The organism is Sphingobium salicis subsp. salicis, assembly GCF_049472635.1.
In the GTDB taxonomy this organism is placed as follows: Bacteria; Pseudomonadota; Alphaproteobacteria; order Sphingomonadales; family Sphingomonadaceae; genus Sphingobium; species Sphingobium yanoikuyae_A.
Genome location: NZ_JAYRCS010000001.1, coordinates 4,462,760 through 4,479,017, shown reverse-complemented (window position 1 = coordinate 4,479,017; position 16,258 = coordinate 4,462,760). Strand labels below are relative to the sequence as shown.

The 16,258-nt window shown below is 64.7% G+C and carries 13 protein-coding genes; 12 read left to right on the top strand and 1 reads right to left on the bottom strand.

Going from position 1 to position 16,258, the window contains the following annotated elements; translation table 11 throughout:
• The first annotated feature begins 3 nt into the window (after positions 1-3).
• From VHN57_RS21590 to VHN57_RS21560, 7 genes are all read left to right on the top strand, one after another.
• Positions 4-474: a YbgC/FadM family acyl-CoA thioesterase gene (locus VHN57_RS21590; protein ID WP_004209371.1), complete on the top strand. Its 471-nt coding sequence runs from the start codon at positions 4-6 to the stop codon at positions 472-474.
• Complete coding sequence (gene tolQ / locus VHN57_RS21585; RefSeq protein ID WP_004209370.1) at positions 471-1,190, top strand: protein TolQ; 720 nt, start codon at positions 471-473, stop codon at positions 1,188-1,190. Before VHN57_RS21590 ends, tolQ begins: the two co-directional genes overlap by 4 nt.
• Positions 1,190-1,660, top strand: coding sequence for a protein TolR (gene tolR / locus VHN57_RS21580; protein WP_004209369.1), 471 nt, complete (start codon positions 1,190-1,192; stop codon positions 1,658-1,660). Before tolQ ends, tolR begins: the two co-directional genes overlap by 1 nt.
• An 18-nt stretch (positions 1,661-1,678) precedes the next feature.
• Positions 1,679-2,650, top strand: a complete 972-nt coding sequence (locus tag VHN57_RS21575; protein ID WP_004209368.1) for an energy transducer TonB — start codon at positions 1,679-1,681, stop codon at positions 2,648-2,650.
• A complete protein-coding gene (tolB, locus tag VHN57_RS21570; RefSeq protein WP_004209367.1) occupies positions 2,647-3,981 on the top strand; it encodes a Tol-Pal system beta propeller repeat protein TolB in 1,335 nt (444 codons plus the stop codon). The genes VHN57_RS21575 and tolB overlap by 4 nt, the downstream gene beginning before the upstream one ends.
• Positions 3,982-4,100: 119 nt before the next feature.
• Positions 4,101-4,613: a peptidoglycan-associated lipoprotein Pal gene (gene pal / locus VHN57_RS21565; protein WP_004209366.1), complete on the top strand. Its 513-nt coding sequence runs from the start codon at positions 4,101-4,103 to the stop codon at positions 4,611-4,613.
• A gap of 162 nt (positions 4,614-4,775) precedes the next feature.
• On the top strand, positions 4,776-5,552 hold the full coding sequence (locus VHN57_RS21560; protein ID WP_125987977.1) for an IclR family transcriptional regulator: 777 nt from the start codon (positions 4,776-4,778) through the stop codon (positions 5,550-5,552).
• Positions 5,553-5,633: 81 nt separating this feature from the next.
• On the opposite strand, the gene VHN57_RS21555 is transcribed toward VHN57_RS21560, so the two are convergent.
• The gene (locus VHN57_RS21555; protein ID WP_423285364.1) at positions 5,634-8,576 is read right to left on the bottom strand and encodes a TonB-dependent receptor; all 2,943 of its coding nucleotides are present in this window, start codon (positions 8,574-8,576) and stop codon (positions 5,634-5,636) included.
• 328 nt (positions 8,577-8,904) lie between these two features.
• Between VHN57_RS21555 and VHN57_RS21550 the strand changes: the two genes are divergently transcribed.
• The 5 genes from VHN57_RS21550 (at position 8,905) to bglB (ending at position 16,230) form a co-directional block, all read left to right on the top strand.
• Complete coding sequence (locus VHN57_RS21550; RefSeq protein ID WP_423285362.1) at positions 8,905-10,116, top strand: rhamnogalacturonan acetylesterase; 1,212 nt, start codon at positions 8,905-8,907, stop codon at positions 10,114-10,116.
• 12 nt (positions 10,117-10,128) lie between these two features.
• Entirely contained in the window at positions 10,129-11,664 is a 1,536-nt protein-coding gene (locus VHN57_RS21545; RefSeq protein WP_423286084.1) for a rhamnogalacturonidase, read from the top strand.
• Positions 11,665-11,768: 104 nt separating this feature from the next.
• Positions 11,769-12,083 carry an L-rhamnose mutarotase gene (locus tag VHN57_RS21540; RefSeq protein WP_423285360.1) on the top strand — a complete coding sequence of 105 codons (315 nt, stop codon included), beginning with the start codon at positions 11,769-11,771 and terminating at the stop codon, positions 12,081-12,083.
• 22 nt (positions 12,084-12,105) lie between these two features.
• Positions 12,106-15,114: a glycoside hydrolase family 35 protein gene (locus tag VHN57_RS21535; RefSeq protein ID WP_423285358.1), complete on the top strand. Its 3,009-nt coding sequence runs from the start codon at positions 12,106-12,108 to the stop codon at positions 15,112-15,114.
• Positions 15,115-16,230 carry a beta-galactosidase BglB gene (gene bglB, locus VHN57_RS21530; RefSeq protein WP_017500975.1) on the top strand — a complete coding sequence of 372 codons (1,116 nt, stop codon included), beginning with the start codon at positions 15,115-15,117 and terminating at the stop codon, positions 16,228-16,230. It begins immediately after the preceding gene.
• Positions 16,231-16,258 lie beyond the last annotated feature (28 nt).

Genomic DNA, 16,258 nt, shown 5'->3' with positions numbered 1-16,258 from the left:
CCCATGCCCCTTGCCGATCCCCTGCCAGCGCCCGCATCCGGACGGTTCATCGCCGCCGTGCATCATTTCCCGCTGCGCATCTATTTCGAGGATACGGACCTGTCGGGGCTGGTCTATCACGCCAATTATCTGCGCTATATGGAGCGCGCCCGGTCCGACATGCTGCGCATCGCCGGCATCGACCAGCGCGCCAATCATGAAGGCGGCGAAGGCGTCTATGCCGTCACCGACCTGAAACTCGCCTATCGCCGCCCCGCCCGGCTGGACGATGACCTGATGGTCGTCAGCCAGGTGATGGAGGTGCGGGCCGCCAGCTGCGTCATTCAGCAAAGAGTCATGCGCGGCGAGGACATATTGACCGACGGCGTCATCACCGTCGCCTATCTGACACCCCAGGGACGACCGCAGCGCCAGCCGCGCCCCTGGATCGAGATTTTCAGCCGTTTGATGCGAGGGGAAGACATCCACCCATGAACCTGTCCATGCCTGACGTCGGCGCCGCCGTTGGCGCCGCAGCCGACGCCGCCACCATTTCGCCGCTCGCCCTGTTCCTGCAGGCCGACATCGTCGTGAAGGGGGTGATGCTGGGCCTGTTGCTGGCCAGCATCTGGACCTGGGCGATCATCATCGGCTTCAGCTTCACCCTGCGCAAGGCGAGCAAGCAGAGCCGCGCGTTCGAGGCGGATTTCTGGAAGGCGGACGATATCGACCGTTTCTATGAAGCCCGCGGCAAGGCCGAGTTCCCGGCCGCCAAGGTGATGGCCGCCGGCGTCACCGAATGGCGCCGCTCCACCGCGCAGAAGGTGATCGACCGCGACGGCACGCGCGACCGGCTGGCGACCAGCATGTCGAGCACGATCGCGGCCGAGGTCGACCGCCTGTCGGACCGGCTGAACATCCTGGCGACGGTCGGTTCGGTCGCGCCGTTCGTCGGCCTGTTCGGCACCGTCTGGGGCATCATGCGCGCCTTCACCTCGATCGCCGCCGCGCAGAACAGCTCGCTTGCCGTCGTGGCGCCGGGCATTGCCGAGGCCCTGTTCGCGACCGCGATCGGCCTGTTCGCCGCCATCCCGGCGGTGATCGCCTACAACCGGTTCAGCCATGGCATCAACCGGATGGAATCGCGGCTCAACCGCTTTGCCGACGGCTTTTACGCGACGCTGAGCCGCGAACTTGAGGCCCAACGCTGATGGCGATGTCCGGTCCTCCGTCCGGTCGGCGCGGGCGCAATCGCGCGCCAATGGCGGACATCAACGTGACGCCGCTGGTCGACGTCATGCTGGTGCTGCTGATCATCTTCATGGTGACCGCGCCGCTGCTGGTGACCGGCGTGCCGGTCAACCTGCCCGAGACACGCGCCAAGGGGCTGGACCAGGATGCCAAGCCGACGGTGGTGTCGATCGATCGCGACGGCGCCATCTATGTCGACGAGGATGTGGTCAGCGACGCCGACCTGCCCGACCGGCTGGCCGAGATCGTGTCGGCCAATGCCGGCAAGCCTGACGCGCCGCAGATCTTCCTGCGGGCGGACACGGCGCTGGATTATGGCCGGGTGATGCGGGTGATGGGCGAGCTCAACCGGGCCGGCCTCAACAAGGTGGCGCTGGTGAGCACCGGCGGGCAGGACGGCGCCGACGATGTCAGCGCAGGTTCAGAATAGGGGCCATAGGTCAAACCGATGGAACGCGCGGAAAAAATCGGCCTTGGCGTTGCGACGGCAGGACATGTCCTGCTGTTCGGCCTGCTGTCGGCCGGGTTCCTGGCGACGCCCAATCCGCTGAAGCTGAACAGCCCGCCGATGGATGTCAGCCTGGTGGACGAAGTGGCGCTGCAATCGACCGCGCCGCGCATCTCGACCGAGCCGCCACCACCCAGCGTCGCGCCTGAAAAGGGCCCGACCGAGGATGCCGCGCCGGCCGCCCAGCCCGAGCCGGCCCCCGTGCCCGAGCCGACCCCGGCGCCGCCCAAACCAAAGCCGGTCCCGCCCAAGGAAGTCGCGAAACCCGCGCCGCCCAAGCCCAAGCCAACGCCGCCGAAGAAGGAAACGCCCAAGGCTGCGCCCAAGCCCAAGCCGGCACCCGAAAAGCCGGCGGAAAAGCCCAGGGCGAAGCCGGCACCGGAGAAGCCCAAGGCAGCGGCCGCCGCGCCGGCCAAGGCCAGCGCCAAGCCCGCACCCAAGGCCGCCAAGCCGGCCGCAGCATCGGGATCGGGCAAGGCCGCGGCCAAGCCCAAGGGATCGCTGCTGGGCAATGATTTCCTCAAAGGCATCGACACCAGCGCCGACGCGCCGCGCAAACCCGCCGCCGCGCCGCAGGCCGCCGCCATGGGACCGCAGCAGAAGGCCGCGCTGGACGCCGAAATCCGCCGGCAGCTCAAGCCCAACTGGCGCCCGCCGTCAGGCGCGGACGCCGACCAGCTGGTGACCCTGCTGGAAGTGCGGCTGGACAAGAATGGCGCGGTGATCGGCACGCCCGAAGTGATCGACCAACTGGGCGTCACCGCCAGCAACCGGCCCCAGGCCAAGCTGCACGCGGAGCGCGCGATCCAGGCAGTGAAGCTCGCTTCGCCCTTCCGCAACTTGCCGCCCGAATATTATGAACAATGGAAATGGCTGCGGCCACTCCGCTTTGACGCGAGGCTGACCCGATGACGACGACCCTGCTCCGCCGCCTGGCCGCGGCGACCGCCGCCCTGCTCGCCTTCACCACCATGCCCGCGCTGGCGCAGCTGTCGGTCGACGTGACCGGCGATATCGACAGCAATTTGAAGATCGCGGTGCCCGCGCTGCCGGCGCAGCAGGATGTGGCGACCCCGGCCGGCACCGCCAATGAACTGGGCCGCAAGATCGCCGAGGTGATCGCCACCGACCTCAAGGGATCGGGCCTGTTCGATCCGTCCGGTCCGGCCGGCATGCCGGCGCTCGCTTTCCCGGAAGTGACCAATCCCGTCTATGACAAATGGGGTGCCTACCAGGCGCTGGTGCAGGGTTTTGTCCGCACCACCGGCGGCGAGGCCGACATTACCGTGGGCTGTTACCTTTATGACGTGGCGCTGAAGCAGGAACTGACGCGCCAGGGCTATGTCGTCGCGCCGCGCGACTGGCGCCGGGCCGCGCATAAATGCGCCGACGCCATCTATGCCCGCCTGTCGGGCGAGAGCCCCTTCTTCGACAGCCGCATCGCCTATATCGCCGAGAGCGGCCCGAAGGATAACCGCGTCAAGCGCCTCGCCATCATGGATTCCGACGGCGCCAACCACCGCTTCATCACCAATGGCCAGTCGATCGCCCTCACCCCGCGCTTCTCGCCCGATTACAAGTCGATCGTCTATGTGAGCTATCTGGGCAGCCGGGTGCGCATCTATGTCTATGACATCGGCACCGGGCAGCAGCGGCTGGTGACCGAAAGCAACAATACGACCTTCGCGCCGCGCTGGTCGCCCGATGGCCGCAACATCCTGTTCTCGATGGCGGTGTCGGGCAATACCGACATCTATCGCGTGTCCGCCCAGGGCGGCGCGCCGGTGCGGCTAACCAATTCGCCGGGCATCGATGTCGGTGGTTCCTATTCGCCCGACGGCCGCCAGATCGTGTTCGAAAGCGACCGGTCGGGCGGACAGCAAATCTATGTGATGAATGCCGACGGGTCGAACCAGCGCCGCATCAGCCATGGCGGCGGCCGCTATGCCACGCCCGAATGGAGCCCGCGCGGCGACCTGATCGCCTTCACCAAGCTGTCGGGCGATTTCAAGATCGCAGTGATGACGCCGAGCGGCGACAATGAGCGCATCCTGACCAATGGCTGGCAGGACGAGCAGCCGACCTGGTCGCCCAATGGCCGCGTGCTGCAATTCTTCCGCACCACGCCGGGCCGCCAAGGCAGCAGCCAGGTGTGGCAGGTCGACCTGACCGGCGTGAACGAACGGCGCATCCCGACGCCCCTCAGCGGGTCCGACCCGGCCTGGGGTCCGTTGCTGCCATAAGTTTTCCACAGCTTTTCGACGCGATAGGGAACCCTATCGTCTTGACAGCGTAACGATTTTTACCAACCATGCTGTTGCCCGTCCGGGTGGCAGCTTGGCGATATCCTTAGGAGACCCCGATGAAGATCACCCGGCCCCTGCTCATGGCAACCGCCGTCCTGGCCCTCGCCGCCTGTTCGAAGAAGCCGCCGGCCGAACTGCCGCCGGCGCCGGGTGGCAGCGACACGACCCAGACGGGCGGTCCGGTCGGCCAGACCGGCCCGGTCAAGGGCAGCCAGGAAGATTTCGTCGCGTCGGTTTCGTCCGACCGCATCTTCTTTGGCCTCGACCAATATGATGTCGATGCCGAGGATCAGGCGACGCTGCAGAGCCAGGCCGCCTGGCTGCAGCAGAACCCCAATGTCCGCATCACCATCGAAGGCCATGCCGACGAACGCGGCACCCGCGATTACAATATCGCGCTGGGCGACCGTCGCGCCAATGCTGCCAAAAATTATCTCGCATCGCTGGGCATTTCGCCCAGCCGCATCAACACCGTGAGCTATGGCAAGGAACGGCCGGCAGCTCTGGGTTCGGACGAGGCAAGCTGGGCGCAGAACCGCCGCGCAGTGACCGTTACCGTCCAATATTGATCCCCGTCGGGTCGCGACTGACGGCTATGGGCCCGCCGATTTCGATCGGCGGGCCCTTATCTTTTTGGGCCGGCCGCGATCTTCGCTCCATCATTGCGAAATTCGTTTCCGATATGTGGGACGACCCTATATATGGGACGAAAACAGGAAGCGAAAAAACATATGCAAGATGGCGAAGAGAAGCAGGAACAGGGCGTTAAGGGCACGCAGACGCTGATGCGCGCGCTCGATATCATGGACGAGGTGATCGACGGGCCGATCCGCGCTGCCGATCTGGCCCGCAAGCTGGGCATGAGCAAGACCACCGCGCACCGGCTGGTGCAGGCGCTGAAATCGCGCGACTATCTGGCGGTGACGCGCAACGGCTTCGCGCTCGGCCCCAAGCTGTTGCAGCTGGGCGTGCTGGCGACCGAGCAGATCGACTATGTCCGCGTCGCCCGCCCGTTCATGGAATTGCTGTCGGAAAAGACCGGCTTCTGCGTGTTCGTGGGCAAGCGCGAGGGCGACTGGTCGCGCCATCTGGACCGGGTGACCGGCAACCAGCGGCTGCGCGTCGCGACCGCGCCGGGCGATCGTCGTCCGGTCGCCGAGACCGGCCTGGGCAAGGCGCTGCTGCTGGACGAGGATGAAGCGACCTGGGAACGGCTCTATGTCGAGGCCAAGGGCGGCGAGGCCAGCCGCAAGCAGATCGACGCCTATATTGCAGAAATGCGCATCCACAAGGCGCGCGGCGAGGTGCTGCACGACAGCGAACTGGGCGATGGCGTGCGGTCGATCGCGGTGCCGGTGCGCGATGCCAAGGGGCAGATCTGCGTCGCCATCTCGATCGCGAGCGCGGCCCATTATCTGACCGACGATGTCCGCCCGGCGCTGGCCGAGCAGGTGATGAAGTCGGCCGAACAGATCAGCGCCGCGGTGGGCTTCAGCGGCCAGCGCTGAGTTTCCTGACCTCCCGGATAAGAAAATGGGCGCAGTTACCAATGGTAACCGCGCCCTTTGAGGTTGGGGAGGACTGGGAAATTACATCCGGTAGGTCACGCCGAAGGTGAAGGTGCGACCGATGCGGGTTTCGAACAGCGTGTCCTGACGCTGGCTGTCGATATAGAGGCGGTTCTGCTCGTCGGTCAGATTCTGCGCCTCTACGATGATCTTCAGGCGATCGGTGACATTGTAGCTGGCCGACGCATCCATGTAGAAGGTCTTGGCATTGCCCTGAAGGTCGCTGCCCGGCGAGGCCGGAATGCCGCGGATGAACTTGTCGCGGAAGTTGCCGGTGGTGCGGATCGAGAATTTGTCATCCTCATAATAGAGCGTGCCCGACGCGGTGTTCGGCGACAGGCCGACCAGGTCCGCCGTGGTCGTCACGGTCGGCACGCCGTTCACGCTGGCGAGGATATAGTCGATCTTCGACGTGACATGGGTGTAGTTGGCCAGCACGCCGAAATTGCTGAAGAAGCCGTCGAGGAAGGTGAAGGGGATCTGGGCATTGAGCTCGATGCCCTTGAGCTTGCCGCCCGGCGTGTTGAACGGCTGCGACACGGTGAACAGCTCATCCGGCAAGGTGTTGCTGTTTTCCAGCAGGGCGTTGGGAAGGCCGAGCTGGTTGAACGGGATCTGGCTGTTCACATTCTGGATGAAGCTCTTGATGTCCTTGTAGAAGAAGGCGGCCGAGAGCAGCGAGCCGGGGCGGAAATACCATTCGACCGCGACGTCGAAGGTGTTGGCGCGGATCGGGTCGAGGAACGGGTTGTTGACATTACCGACGCGGGTGACCGGATTGACGCCGCTGGTCGGGGTCAGCAGGCCGAGTTCCGGACGGGCCATGACCTTAGCACCAGAGAAGCGGACCAGGACATTCTCGACCGGTTCGACGACGATGTTCGCCGAGGGCAGCCAATCGTCATAGCTGTTGCTGGCGGCCGCGAACTGGCCGGTCAGACCCGTCGGCGAGCTGGCCTGAGCCACGGCGATATAACCCGACGACAGCATGTCGGTCTTGACGTAGCGCACGCCGACGTCACCGCGAATGCCGAAGCCGATCGCATCGCTGAGGTCGAAATTGGCCATGAGATAGCTGCTCATGACCTCTTCGCGCACGCGGCTGCGGCCGCCGCCACATTCGACGCCGCAGTAACGGACATCGTCAAAGCCGAAGGTGTCGGCCCATTTGTCGGGATCGATCGCCGCCCAGCTGGACGGGGCGCCATGGCCCCACAGCTTGTCGACGCCGGTGATGGTGGTGGTGATATCGGCCAGCGTCGTGCCGGCCGGCAGCGCCCGCACCACGGTATCGGCATTATACGGCCTTAGGAAGGTCGAGAGGAAATTGCTGCGTCGATATTGCGCGCCGCCCTTGATCGAGAAGGCGTCGCTGACCGTCCATTTGAGGTTGATGTCGGCGGTCATATTGTCAGTGGTGTTCTTCGACGGCTTGCCCTGATAGCTGAAGCCGCCCAGCACGGTGCCGTCGGCGCGGCCCGGCGCATAGTTGAAGCTGGCGGGGTCATTGACGTCGATGCCGAAGCCCAAGGTCGGGGTGGTGCCGCCCTTGCTGTAGTCGATCGAGAAACCATCGGTGTCGATCGCGTCCATGAAGGTCTGCAGACGCTTCTTGCCATCCCAGATGGAGCGGTTGAAGCCGACGATCCCGGTCAGTTCCAGACTGTCGTTGAGGCGACGGCGGAAGTTAAGGTTGGCCTGCTTGAAGGTCGAGACAAAATGGTCGACCAGTCCTTCGGAACGGACATCGACGCCATCGAACACGCCTTGGAGCAGCGAGCCATTTTCGTCGAACTCGATATCGCGCACGGAGGTCATCGGCTGACCGTTATTGGCGGCCGAGCGGGCGAAGGATATGGCGGCGATATAATTGTCGCGCCGGGTCACCTCGAACCGTGAATAGAGCATGTCGAGCGAGATGTCGGTATCGTCGTCGGGGTTGAACTGCAGGGTCAGCGACCCGCCGATCCGTTCCTGATTCTGTTCCGAATTGAGGTAGCGCGGAATGCGCGGCAGGAAGGCCCCGCTGCCCGGCGTATTGGGCAGGTCGTCGCGACGCAGATCATAGATGGCCTGATAGGCGGCGCTGGTGCTGGTGCGCGGATTGCCGGTCGAGCAATTGAGCGCATCGGCGCCCTTGGCAGCATTGTCGGCCGGGTTCTGCGGCGCGAAGCCGACCGGCGAGCAGAAACCGCCATTGGTATTGGCCGACAGGATGTCCACCGCCGAATAGCCGACTTCGCGGATATGGCGCTTCTGATAGGCGACCGAGCCGAGGATGCCGAAGCCGCTGTCGCCGAACTTCTTCGATACCAGCAGCGAGGCACGCGGATCGACCTCCTTCGACAGTTCGTTATAGACGCCGCGCGCGGTCATCGAGAGGACGAAATCCTCCTTCTGCTCCATCGGCTTGGGCGCGCTCAGATCGACCGTCGCCCCGAGCGAACCTTCCTCGACATCGGCCGAGGGCGTCTTGCGCACCGACAGGGCCGAGAAGATTTCGGTCGGGAAGACGTTGAAGTCGAAGCTGCGGCCATTGTTGCCGGCGCCGTAAATGTCCGACGAACCGGTCTGCGACGTGCCTTCCATGCCGTTGATGCGGGTGCGGGTGAAGGCCGGGCCAAGGCCGCGGACCGAGATGTTGCGGCCTTCGCCGCCGTCGCCGCGCTGGAGCGCGATGCCCGGCACGCGCTGCATCGATTCGGCAAGGTTGGAGTCGGGGAACTTGCCGATATCTTCGGCGACGATCGAGTCGATCGCGGCGGCTTCCTGCCGCTTCATGCTGAGCGCGCTGTTGAGCGAGGCGCGGAAGCCGGTGACGACGATGTCGGCATTTTCCTGGTCGGGCTGTGCCTGCGGCGCCTGGTCCTGCGCAAAGGCCGGCGCGCCCGCCATCATGGCGACGGCCAGCGCGATCACCGACGAACGGCGCGCGGACGCAATACGGCTGTAATGCTCGATCATGACTTCCTCCCCAATGTGCCGGCCCTCGCCAGCATTCCCACTATGTGAAATTTTGTGTCACACTATATTATATTTCACGACATTTCCATAAAAATCATAATATGATCGCAAGTTCCACACTGTGGATCACCATGACGCTGATCGCATTGGATGCAGGGAGGGATTGACCGGAATTTTTTCCCTATATATGGATCATGCTATCAATTTATGAGACCGATCCCATCGTGATCGCGACCGGATTCCTGCTTCCGCCTCTGCACGGGCGGTTTTCTTGGGGGAGCGCGTCTTGGCGCGCTCCCCTATTTGTCTCGCTCAGGATGTTTGCGTCATGCCGCTCAGCACCAGCCTTGCCCTAATCCTGATGGCAGGATCCTCCATCGCGGCGCCGCAGTCGTTCGACCTGTCGTCTGGCAGTGCCACACGGCAGACGCCCTATCAGGCCGGCGGCCATGGCATGGAGCCGGGCAGCACGGACGGCGATTTCCTGTTTTCGGTGGCCGTGCCCGACGGCACCTATCGGGTGACGCTGACGCTGGGCAACCGCAAGACAGCCGGCGACACCACGGTCAAGGCGGAGGCGCGGCGGCTGATGCTGCGCAATGTCGCGACCAAGAAGGGGCAGTTCGTCGAGCGGCGGTTCCTGGTCAATGTCCGCAGCCCTGCCCTGCCGCCGCCGCCCGCCAATGCACCGGGCGGAACGGCCGTGCGGATCACTGCGGGCGATGCGCGCGAATATACGTGGGACGACCGGCTGACGCTGGAATTTCTGGGCAAGCCGCAGATCGCTTCGGTGACGATCGAGCCGGTGAGCGCACCGACCATCTTCCTCGCCGGCGATTCGACCGTCACCGATCAGGCGGCCGAGCCGGCGGCGAGTTGGGGCCAGATGCTGCCCGTAATGCTGGACGGCAGTATCGCGGTCGCCAACCATGCCAAGTCGGGTGCGACGCTCAAATCCTTCCTCACCGACCTGCGCTTCGACAAGCTGCTGTCGGCGGTGAAGCCGGGTGACTGGCTGTTCATCCAGTTCGGCCATAATGACCAGAAGCAGGAATGGCCGCAAACCTATGCCGATGCGGCCACCACCTACCCCGCCTATCTGCGCGCCTATATCGCCGAGGTGCGGCGCCGCGGCGCCCATGCGGCGCTGGTGACGTCCCCCGAACGGCGCAATTTCGACGAGAGCGGCCGCATCAAGGATACGCTGGGCAGCTATGCCGATGCGGTGCGCAAGCTGGCGGCCGAGGAACAGGTGCCGCTGATCGACCTCAATGCCGACAGCCGTGCCATCTACGAAGCGCTGGGGCCGCAGATCGCGCCCACCGCCTTCAATGATGGCGGCAAGGACAAGACCCATCATGATAATTATGGCGCTTGGCTGCTGGCGAGCGCGGTGGCCGAGCGGATCAGGGCACAGATTCCCGAACTGGCGCCCCATATCGTCGCGGCACCCTTTATGCCGGCCCAACCGCCGAGCGCCGCGCAGGTGGCGATCGTGCCGAGCCGGGCGCATAGCGATGTGCGTCCGGCGGGTAACTGAGGCATGCTGATGATGAGCCGGCGCGAAATCAGCCTGGGTCTGGCCGCCGGCGCGCTGCTGGCACCCGGCGCCGCTTTCCCCTTTGCCGGTCATGCGGCGCGACGGTTTGACGTGCGCGACCATGGCGCGCGGGGCGACGGCATCGCGATCGACAGCGATGCGATCAATGCGGCGATCCTGGCCGCATCGCAGGCAGGTGGCGGCACCGTGCTGCTGCCGCGGGGCCGCTATCTCTGCTTCTCGATTCGGCTGAAGAGCCATGTCACCCTGGTCATCGGCGAAGGCGCGGTGATCGAGGCGGCCGATCCCGCGCGCCATGCCGGACGCTATGACCTGCCCGAGACAGGGATCGACCAGCTTTATCAGGATTTCGGCCATAGCCATTGGCACAACAGCCTGATCTGGGGCGAGGATCTGGTCGAGGTTGCGATTCTTGGCCCCGGCATGATCCATGGCCTGGGCCTGACCCGCGACGGACCGGGCGCGCGCTGGAAGAAGCAGGCGGGCGAACGGCCGCTGTCGATGCGCGGGATGAGCGACGCGCAGATTGCCGAACTGGAACCCGATGCCGCGAAGATGAACGGCCTTGGCAACAAGGCGATCGCGCTGAAGAACGGCCGCGACATTCATTTGAGCGGCTTTTCGATCCTGAAGGGCGGGCATTTTGCGATCATCGCGACCGGCACGCAGCAATTGCGCATCGACAATCTGGCGATCGACACCGAACGCGACGGTATCGACCTCGACTGCGTGCGCGACGTGGTGGTGGAACGCTGCCGGGTCAATTCGCCCAATGACGACGGCATCGTCGTCAAGAGCAGCTATGCGCTGGGCAGCGCGATCGCGTCGGAAAATATCCTGATCCGCGACTGCGACGTGTCCGGCTATGACATGGGATCGATGCTGGACGGCACGAAGCGTAGCACGCAGCAGATCGCGCCCGACCAGGATCGGGTCACCGGCCGGATCAAGCTCGGCACCGAGAGCAATGGCGGATATCGCAATATCCGGATCGAGGATTGCCGCTTCACCCGCTGCCGCGGGCTGGCGCTGGAGACGGTCGACGGCGGGGTCATGGAGAATATCGTCGCGCAGCGGCTGACCATGCGCGAGGTGACGACCGCGCCGATCTTCCTGCGTATCGGCGACCGGCGGCGCGGGCCGGACGGCACCGGCATCGGCGCGATCACCGGCGTGGAGATCAGCGAGGTGGATGCGCGCGGGATCGACCATAGATTTGCCGCGAGCATTGCCGGCCTGCCGGGCCATCCGGTGCGCGACGTGACGCTGCGCGACGTACATCTGGTCTATCAGGGTGGCGGCACCGCGCAGGATGCGGCGCGCAGGCCCGCCGAACTGGCCGACGCCTATCCCGAACCCAGCATGTTCGGCGTGCTGCCCAGTTGGGCGCTATGGGCGCGCCATGCCGAGCGACTGACGATTCAGCGCTTTACGGCCGAGACGGCGACGCCCGACGCGCGGCCACCGGCGCTGTTCGACGATGTGGCGGGCCTGACGATCCGCAACAGCCCGATCCTGGCGCGCTGAAACGGACATCGTCCCACCCATTCTTAGCATTTGACGAACATGTGGGACGATGTTACCCAAATATCGGTTTCGAGTTCCATAATATGGTTCGCAGGGGAGAGCCGATGTCCGTCCACGCCTTCAAGATGCAGCTCAAGCCCGGCGTGGTCGCGGAATATCGCAAGCGCCATGACGATATCTGGCCCGAGCTGTCGGCGCTGCTGACCGAGTCGGGCATCCATGATTATTCGATCTTCCTGGACGAAGAGACGCTGAGCCTGTTCGCGGTGCTGAAGCTGCGCGAGGACAATCGCCGAGACAGCCTGCCCGACCATCCGGTGATGAAGCGCTGGTGGGACTATATGGCGCCGCTGATGGAGGTGCAGCCGAGCAACCAGCCCAAGGAATGGCCGCTGTCGCTGCTGTTCCACATGGATTGAGTGCAGGGACAGGCTGACATCCATGCGTAGCTTCATCGCCGCCCTCGCCCTTGGCACCATGCTGGCCACGCCTGCGCTCGCGCAGCAGGCCAAGCCGACCGCCAATCTCTCCGCGCCGGTCAAGACGTTCGGCCGCGTCTCCTATGACGCACGATCGCTGATGATCGACGGCAAGCGGATGGTGATCTGGTCGTCGGAATTCCACCATTTCCGCCTGCCCTCGCCCGATCTGTGGCGCGACATCCTCCAGAAGATGAAGGCGAGCGGCTTCAACAGCGTCGCCGTCTATTTCGACTGGGGTTTCCACAGCCCGAAAAAGGGCGTGTATGATTTCAGCGGCATTCGCGACATCGATCGGCTGCTGACACAAGCGGAGGAGGAAGGCCTCTACGTCATCACCCGCGCCGGCCCCTATGTGAATGCGGAACTGTCGCGCGGCGGCTTTCCCGGTTGGCTGGTCAACCAACGCGCCCGCGCCCGTACCGACGATCCCGATTATATGGCGGCGGCCGACGAATGGCTGACCAAGGTCAACGCGATCATCGCCAAGCACCAGATCAACAATGACCCGAGCCGCAAATATGGCGTGATCCTGCACCAGATCGAGAATGAGCTGGCGATGACCACGCCGGCCCAGCGGCGCTACATGGATCATCTCTATGCCAAGGCACGGGCCGACGGCATCACCGTGCCGCTGTTCCACAACGACCAGGGTCGCAACGGCTATTGGGCGCCCGAAAGCAGCAAGGTCGAGAAGGTCGTCCATGGCCCGAACGACATGTATGCGTTCGATGGCTATCCCGGCGGCACCTGTACCGTGGACGGCAAGCCGACGCGCGGGTCGGCCGCGCCCGACTGGGGCTATTATGGTCCCGGCGGGGCCAAGGGCGGTGCGTCCGCCTCGCCCGACACGCCTGGATTCCTGGCCGAATTCGGTGGCGGCTGGTTCGACTATTGGGGATCGAACGGCGGCTATGAGTGCAACGCGATCCAGCGTGGCAAGCGGTTCCAGCGCGTCTTCTATGGCACGAACCTGGCCAATGGCATCGGCATCCAGAGCTTCTACATGGGCTATGGCGGCACCAGCTGGGGCTGGCTGCCCGCGCCGGTGGTGTTCAGCAGCTATGACTATGGCTCCGCCATTTCCGAGCCGCGCGAGGTGCGCGAAAAGGCGCTGGAGATGAAGCAGCTGGGCGGCCTGATCGCCTCCGTCCCCGACATGGCCGGCATGATCCCGGCCGGGACGCCGGAGATCAGCTCGCCCAATATCCAGGTCTATCACAACAAGAGCCCGGAAACGGACGCGCGCTTCCTGATGGTGACGCACAAGCCGTCCAACGGGCAGACCAGCGACAGTTTCAGCTTCACCGCCGACCTGCCCGATGGCCGCTATACCGTGCCGATGCAGCTTAATGGCTTTGACGCCAAATGGCTGGTCGCCGGCGTCACGCTGGGCGGGCAGCGGCTGGTCTATTCCAGTTCCGAACTCCAGTCGGCGCAGCAGATCGACGGCAACGACCTGATCCTGCTCTATGGCCGCGCCGGCGAGGCGGGCGAGACGGTGCTGCGCTACGCTTCCGCGCCCAAGGTGACGGTGCTGGAAGGCCAGGCGAGCAGCGCGTTCGATGCGGCCAAGGGCGACCTGAAGCTGGATTACAGCCATCAGGGCCGCGCCGTGGTGCGGATCGAGGGCGGCGGGCGTCCGCCACTGACCCTGATCCTGGCCGACGAGGCCGAGGGCGCGCGCTACTGGCGCGAGAAGGACATGCTGGTGCGCGGGCCGGCGCTGGTGCGCAGCGGCCTTGCCAAGGGCGGTTCGCTGGCGCTGACCGGTGACACGAGTGCAGCCAGCCTGCTCGAAATCTGGGCGCCCAAGGCGGTCCGCTCGGTCAGCTGGAACGGCGCGAAGGTGACGACGAAGGCGACAGCCATCGGCAGTATCGCCGCCGTCCAGCCGCTTGCCGGCCCGGCCGATGTCGCGCTGCCGGCGCTCAACGACTGGCGCATGGCGCAGGGTTCGCCCGAAGCGCAGCCCGGTTTCGACGACAGCAGTTGGCAGACGATCGACAACCGATCCTATGCCAGCACCACCGCCAAGCCCGATGGCCAGCCCAATATGCTGATGGACGCCTATGGCTTCCATGATGGCGATGTCTGGTATCGCGGTCGCTTCACCGGGTCGCCCGATGCCAAGGCGCTGTCGCTTTATTATGGCGCGGGCGGTTCGGGGCTGGTGCAGGCCTGGGTCGACGGCAAGTTCCTGGGCGAAGGCGAAACGCCCGGCGGCCTGCCCCGGCCGATCACCACCGGCACGGCACGCTTCACCCTGCCGGCGGAGGCGCAGGCGGCGGGCGAGCATGTCCTCTCCGTCATGGTCCGCAACAATGGTCATAATTGGGATCTGGACAGCGACGATTTCCACAAGGAAGCGCGCGGCCTGGTGTCCGCATCGCTGGAAGGCGGCCCGAGCGGGCGCAGCTTCGCCGTGCCGATCAACTGGAAGATCCAGGGCAAGCAGGGCGGCGAGGATCTGCCCGATGTCGCCCGTGGTCCCGCGAACAATGGCGGCCTTTATGGCGAGCGGATGGGCTGGCATCTGCCCGGCTTCAACGATGCCGGATGGGCCAAGGCCGGCGTGCCCGCGACCCAGGCGACGGCCGGGACGAGCTGGTATCGCACCAGCTTTGCCCTCAACGTCCCCAAGGGGCAGGACGCGACCATTGGCCTGAGCTTCGGCGACGCCAGCAAGCCGCGTTCGCCGGTCCGTTACCGTGTGCTGGTCTTCGTCAACGGCTGGAACATGGGGCAGTTCATCGCCCATGTCGGGCCGCAGCGGACCTTCCCCATTCCCGAAGGCATCCTGAACCACAGGGGCCAGAACCATGTCGCGCTGGCCGTCACATCCGACGGTCAGCCGGGCGATGCGCTCGAAACCGTGCGCCTCGTCACCCTACGCAATGTGAAAGGCGGTCTGCCGGTGCAGATGGTGACCGCGCCAAACGCACCTTCAGACCTCAAGGAGACCAAGTAAGTGGCCGCTCTCACCCATGATGTACCGCGCCAGCAGGTCGTCGAATCCATCGACCGGCTGATGGACAATCTCGTCAATATCAAGGACGAGACAGGCGAATTCCTGCTCCATCTGGAAGATGGCCGCATCATCGACACCAAGGGCTGGGCCGGATGGGAATGGACCCATGGCGTCGGCCTGTTCGGCATGTGGCGCTATTTCGAGCAGACCGGCGACCAGAAGGCGCTGGGCATCATCAAGCAGTGGTTCGAGGATCGCTTTGCCGAAGGCACGCCGACCAAGAATATCAACACGATGGCCCCGTTCATCACGCTGGCCTATCTGTATGAATATGAGCCCGACCCGCGCTACATCCCCTATCTGGACGTCTGGGCCGAATGGCTGATGGCGGCCGACGGCCTGCCCAAGACCGAAGAAGGCGGGTTCCAGCACATCGTCTATAATGACGTGAATCCCGGCGAGATGTGGGACGACACGCTGATGATGTCGGTGCTGCCGCTGGCCAAGATCGGCCTGCTGCTGGATCGCCCGGCCTATGTCGAGGAAGCCAAGCGCCAGTTCCTGGTCCATATCAAATATCTCTATGATACGAAGACCGGCCTGTGGTTCCACGGCTGGGACTTCAACGGTCGCCACAATTTCGCCGAAGCGCTATGGGCGCGCGGCAATTGCTGGGTGACGATCGCCATCCCCGAGATCATCGAGATCCTGGACCTGAAGGAAGGCGATTTCTTCCGCACCTTCCTGATCGACACGCTGGCCGCCCAGGTGAAGACCCTGGCCGAGACGCAGGACGCCGAGACCGGCCTGTGGCACACGCTGATCGTCGATCCCACCAGCTATCTGGAAGCATCGGCCACCGCCGGCTTTGCCTATGGCATCCTGAAGGCCGTGCGGAAGGGCTATCTGCCCCGCCATTATGAAGCAGTCGGCATCAAGGCGGTGCGCGGCGTGCTCGCCAATATCGACGAGACCGGCGAGCTGCAGCAGGTGAGCTTCGGCACGGCGATGGGCGACACGATGCAGTTCTACAAGGACATCGCGCTCACCTCCATGCCCTATGGCCAGAGCCTGGCCATGTGCGCACTCGGCGAGTTCCTGCGCACCTATATCTGAGTCACGGGAAACGGGGATCGAGGGGTAA

Bases quoted from the DNA above. Each gene is read 5' to 3' on its own strand.
- VHN57_RS21590 (WP_004209371.1), top strand. From the start codon at position 4: ATGCCCCTTGCCGATCCCCTGCCAGCGCCCGCATCCGGACGGTTCATC.
- tolQ (WP_004209370.1), top strand. From the start codon at position 471: ATGAACCTGTCCATGCCTGACGTCGGCGCCGCCGTTGGCGCCGCAGCC.
- tolR (WP_004209369.1), top strand. From the start codon at position 1,190: ATGGCGATGTCCGGTCCTCCGTCCGGTCGGCGCGGGCGCAATCGCGCG.
- VHN57_RS21575 (WP_004209368.1), top strand. From the start codon at position 1,679: ATGGAACGCGCGGAAAAAATCGGCCTTGGCGTTGCGACGGCAGGACAT.
- tolB (WP_004209367.1), top strand. From the start codon at position 2,647: ATGACGACGACCCTGCTCCGCCGCCTGGCCGCGGCGACCGCCGCCCTG.
- pal (WP_004209366.1), top strand. From the start codon at position 4,101: ATGAAGATCACCCGGCCCCTGCTCATGGCAACCGCCGTCCTGGCCCTC.
- VHN57_RS21560 (WP_125987977.1), top strand. From the start codon at position 4,776: ATGCAAGATGGCGAAGAGAAGCAGGAACAGGGCGTTAAGGGCACGCAG.
- VHN57_RS21555 (WP_423285364.1), bottom strand. From the start codon at position 8,576: ATGATCGAGCATTACAGCCGTATTGCGTCCGCGCGCCGTTCGTCGGTG.
- VHN57_RS21550 (WP_423285362.1), top strand. From the start codon at position 8,905: ATGCCGCTCAGCACCAGCCTTGCCCTAATCCTGATGGCAGGATCCTCC.
- VHN57_RS21545 (WP_423286084.1), top strand. From the start codon at position 10,129: ATGAGCCGGCGCGAAATCAGCCTGGGTCTGGCCGCCGGCGCGCTGCTG.
- VHN57_RS21540 (WP_423285360.1), top strand. From the start codon at position 11,769: ATGTCCGTCCACGCCTTCAAGATGCAGCTCAAGCCCGGCGTGGTCGCG.
- VHN57_RS21535 (WP_423285358.1), top strand. From the start codon at position 12,106: ATGCGTAGCTTCATCGCCGCCCTCGCCCTTGGCACCATGCTGGCCACG.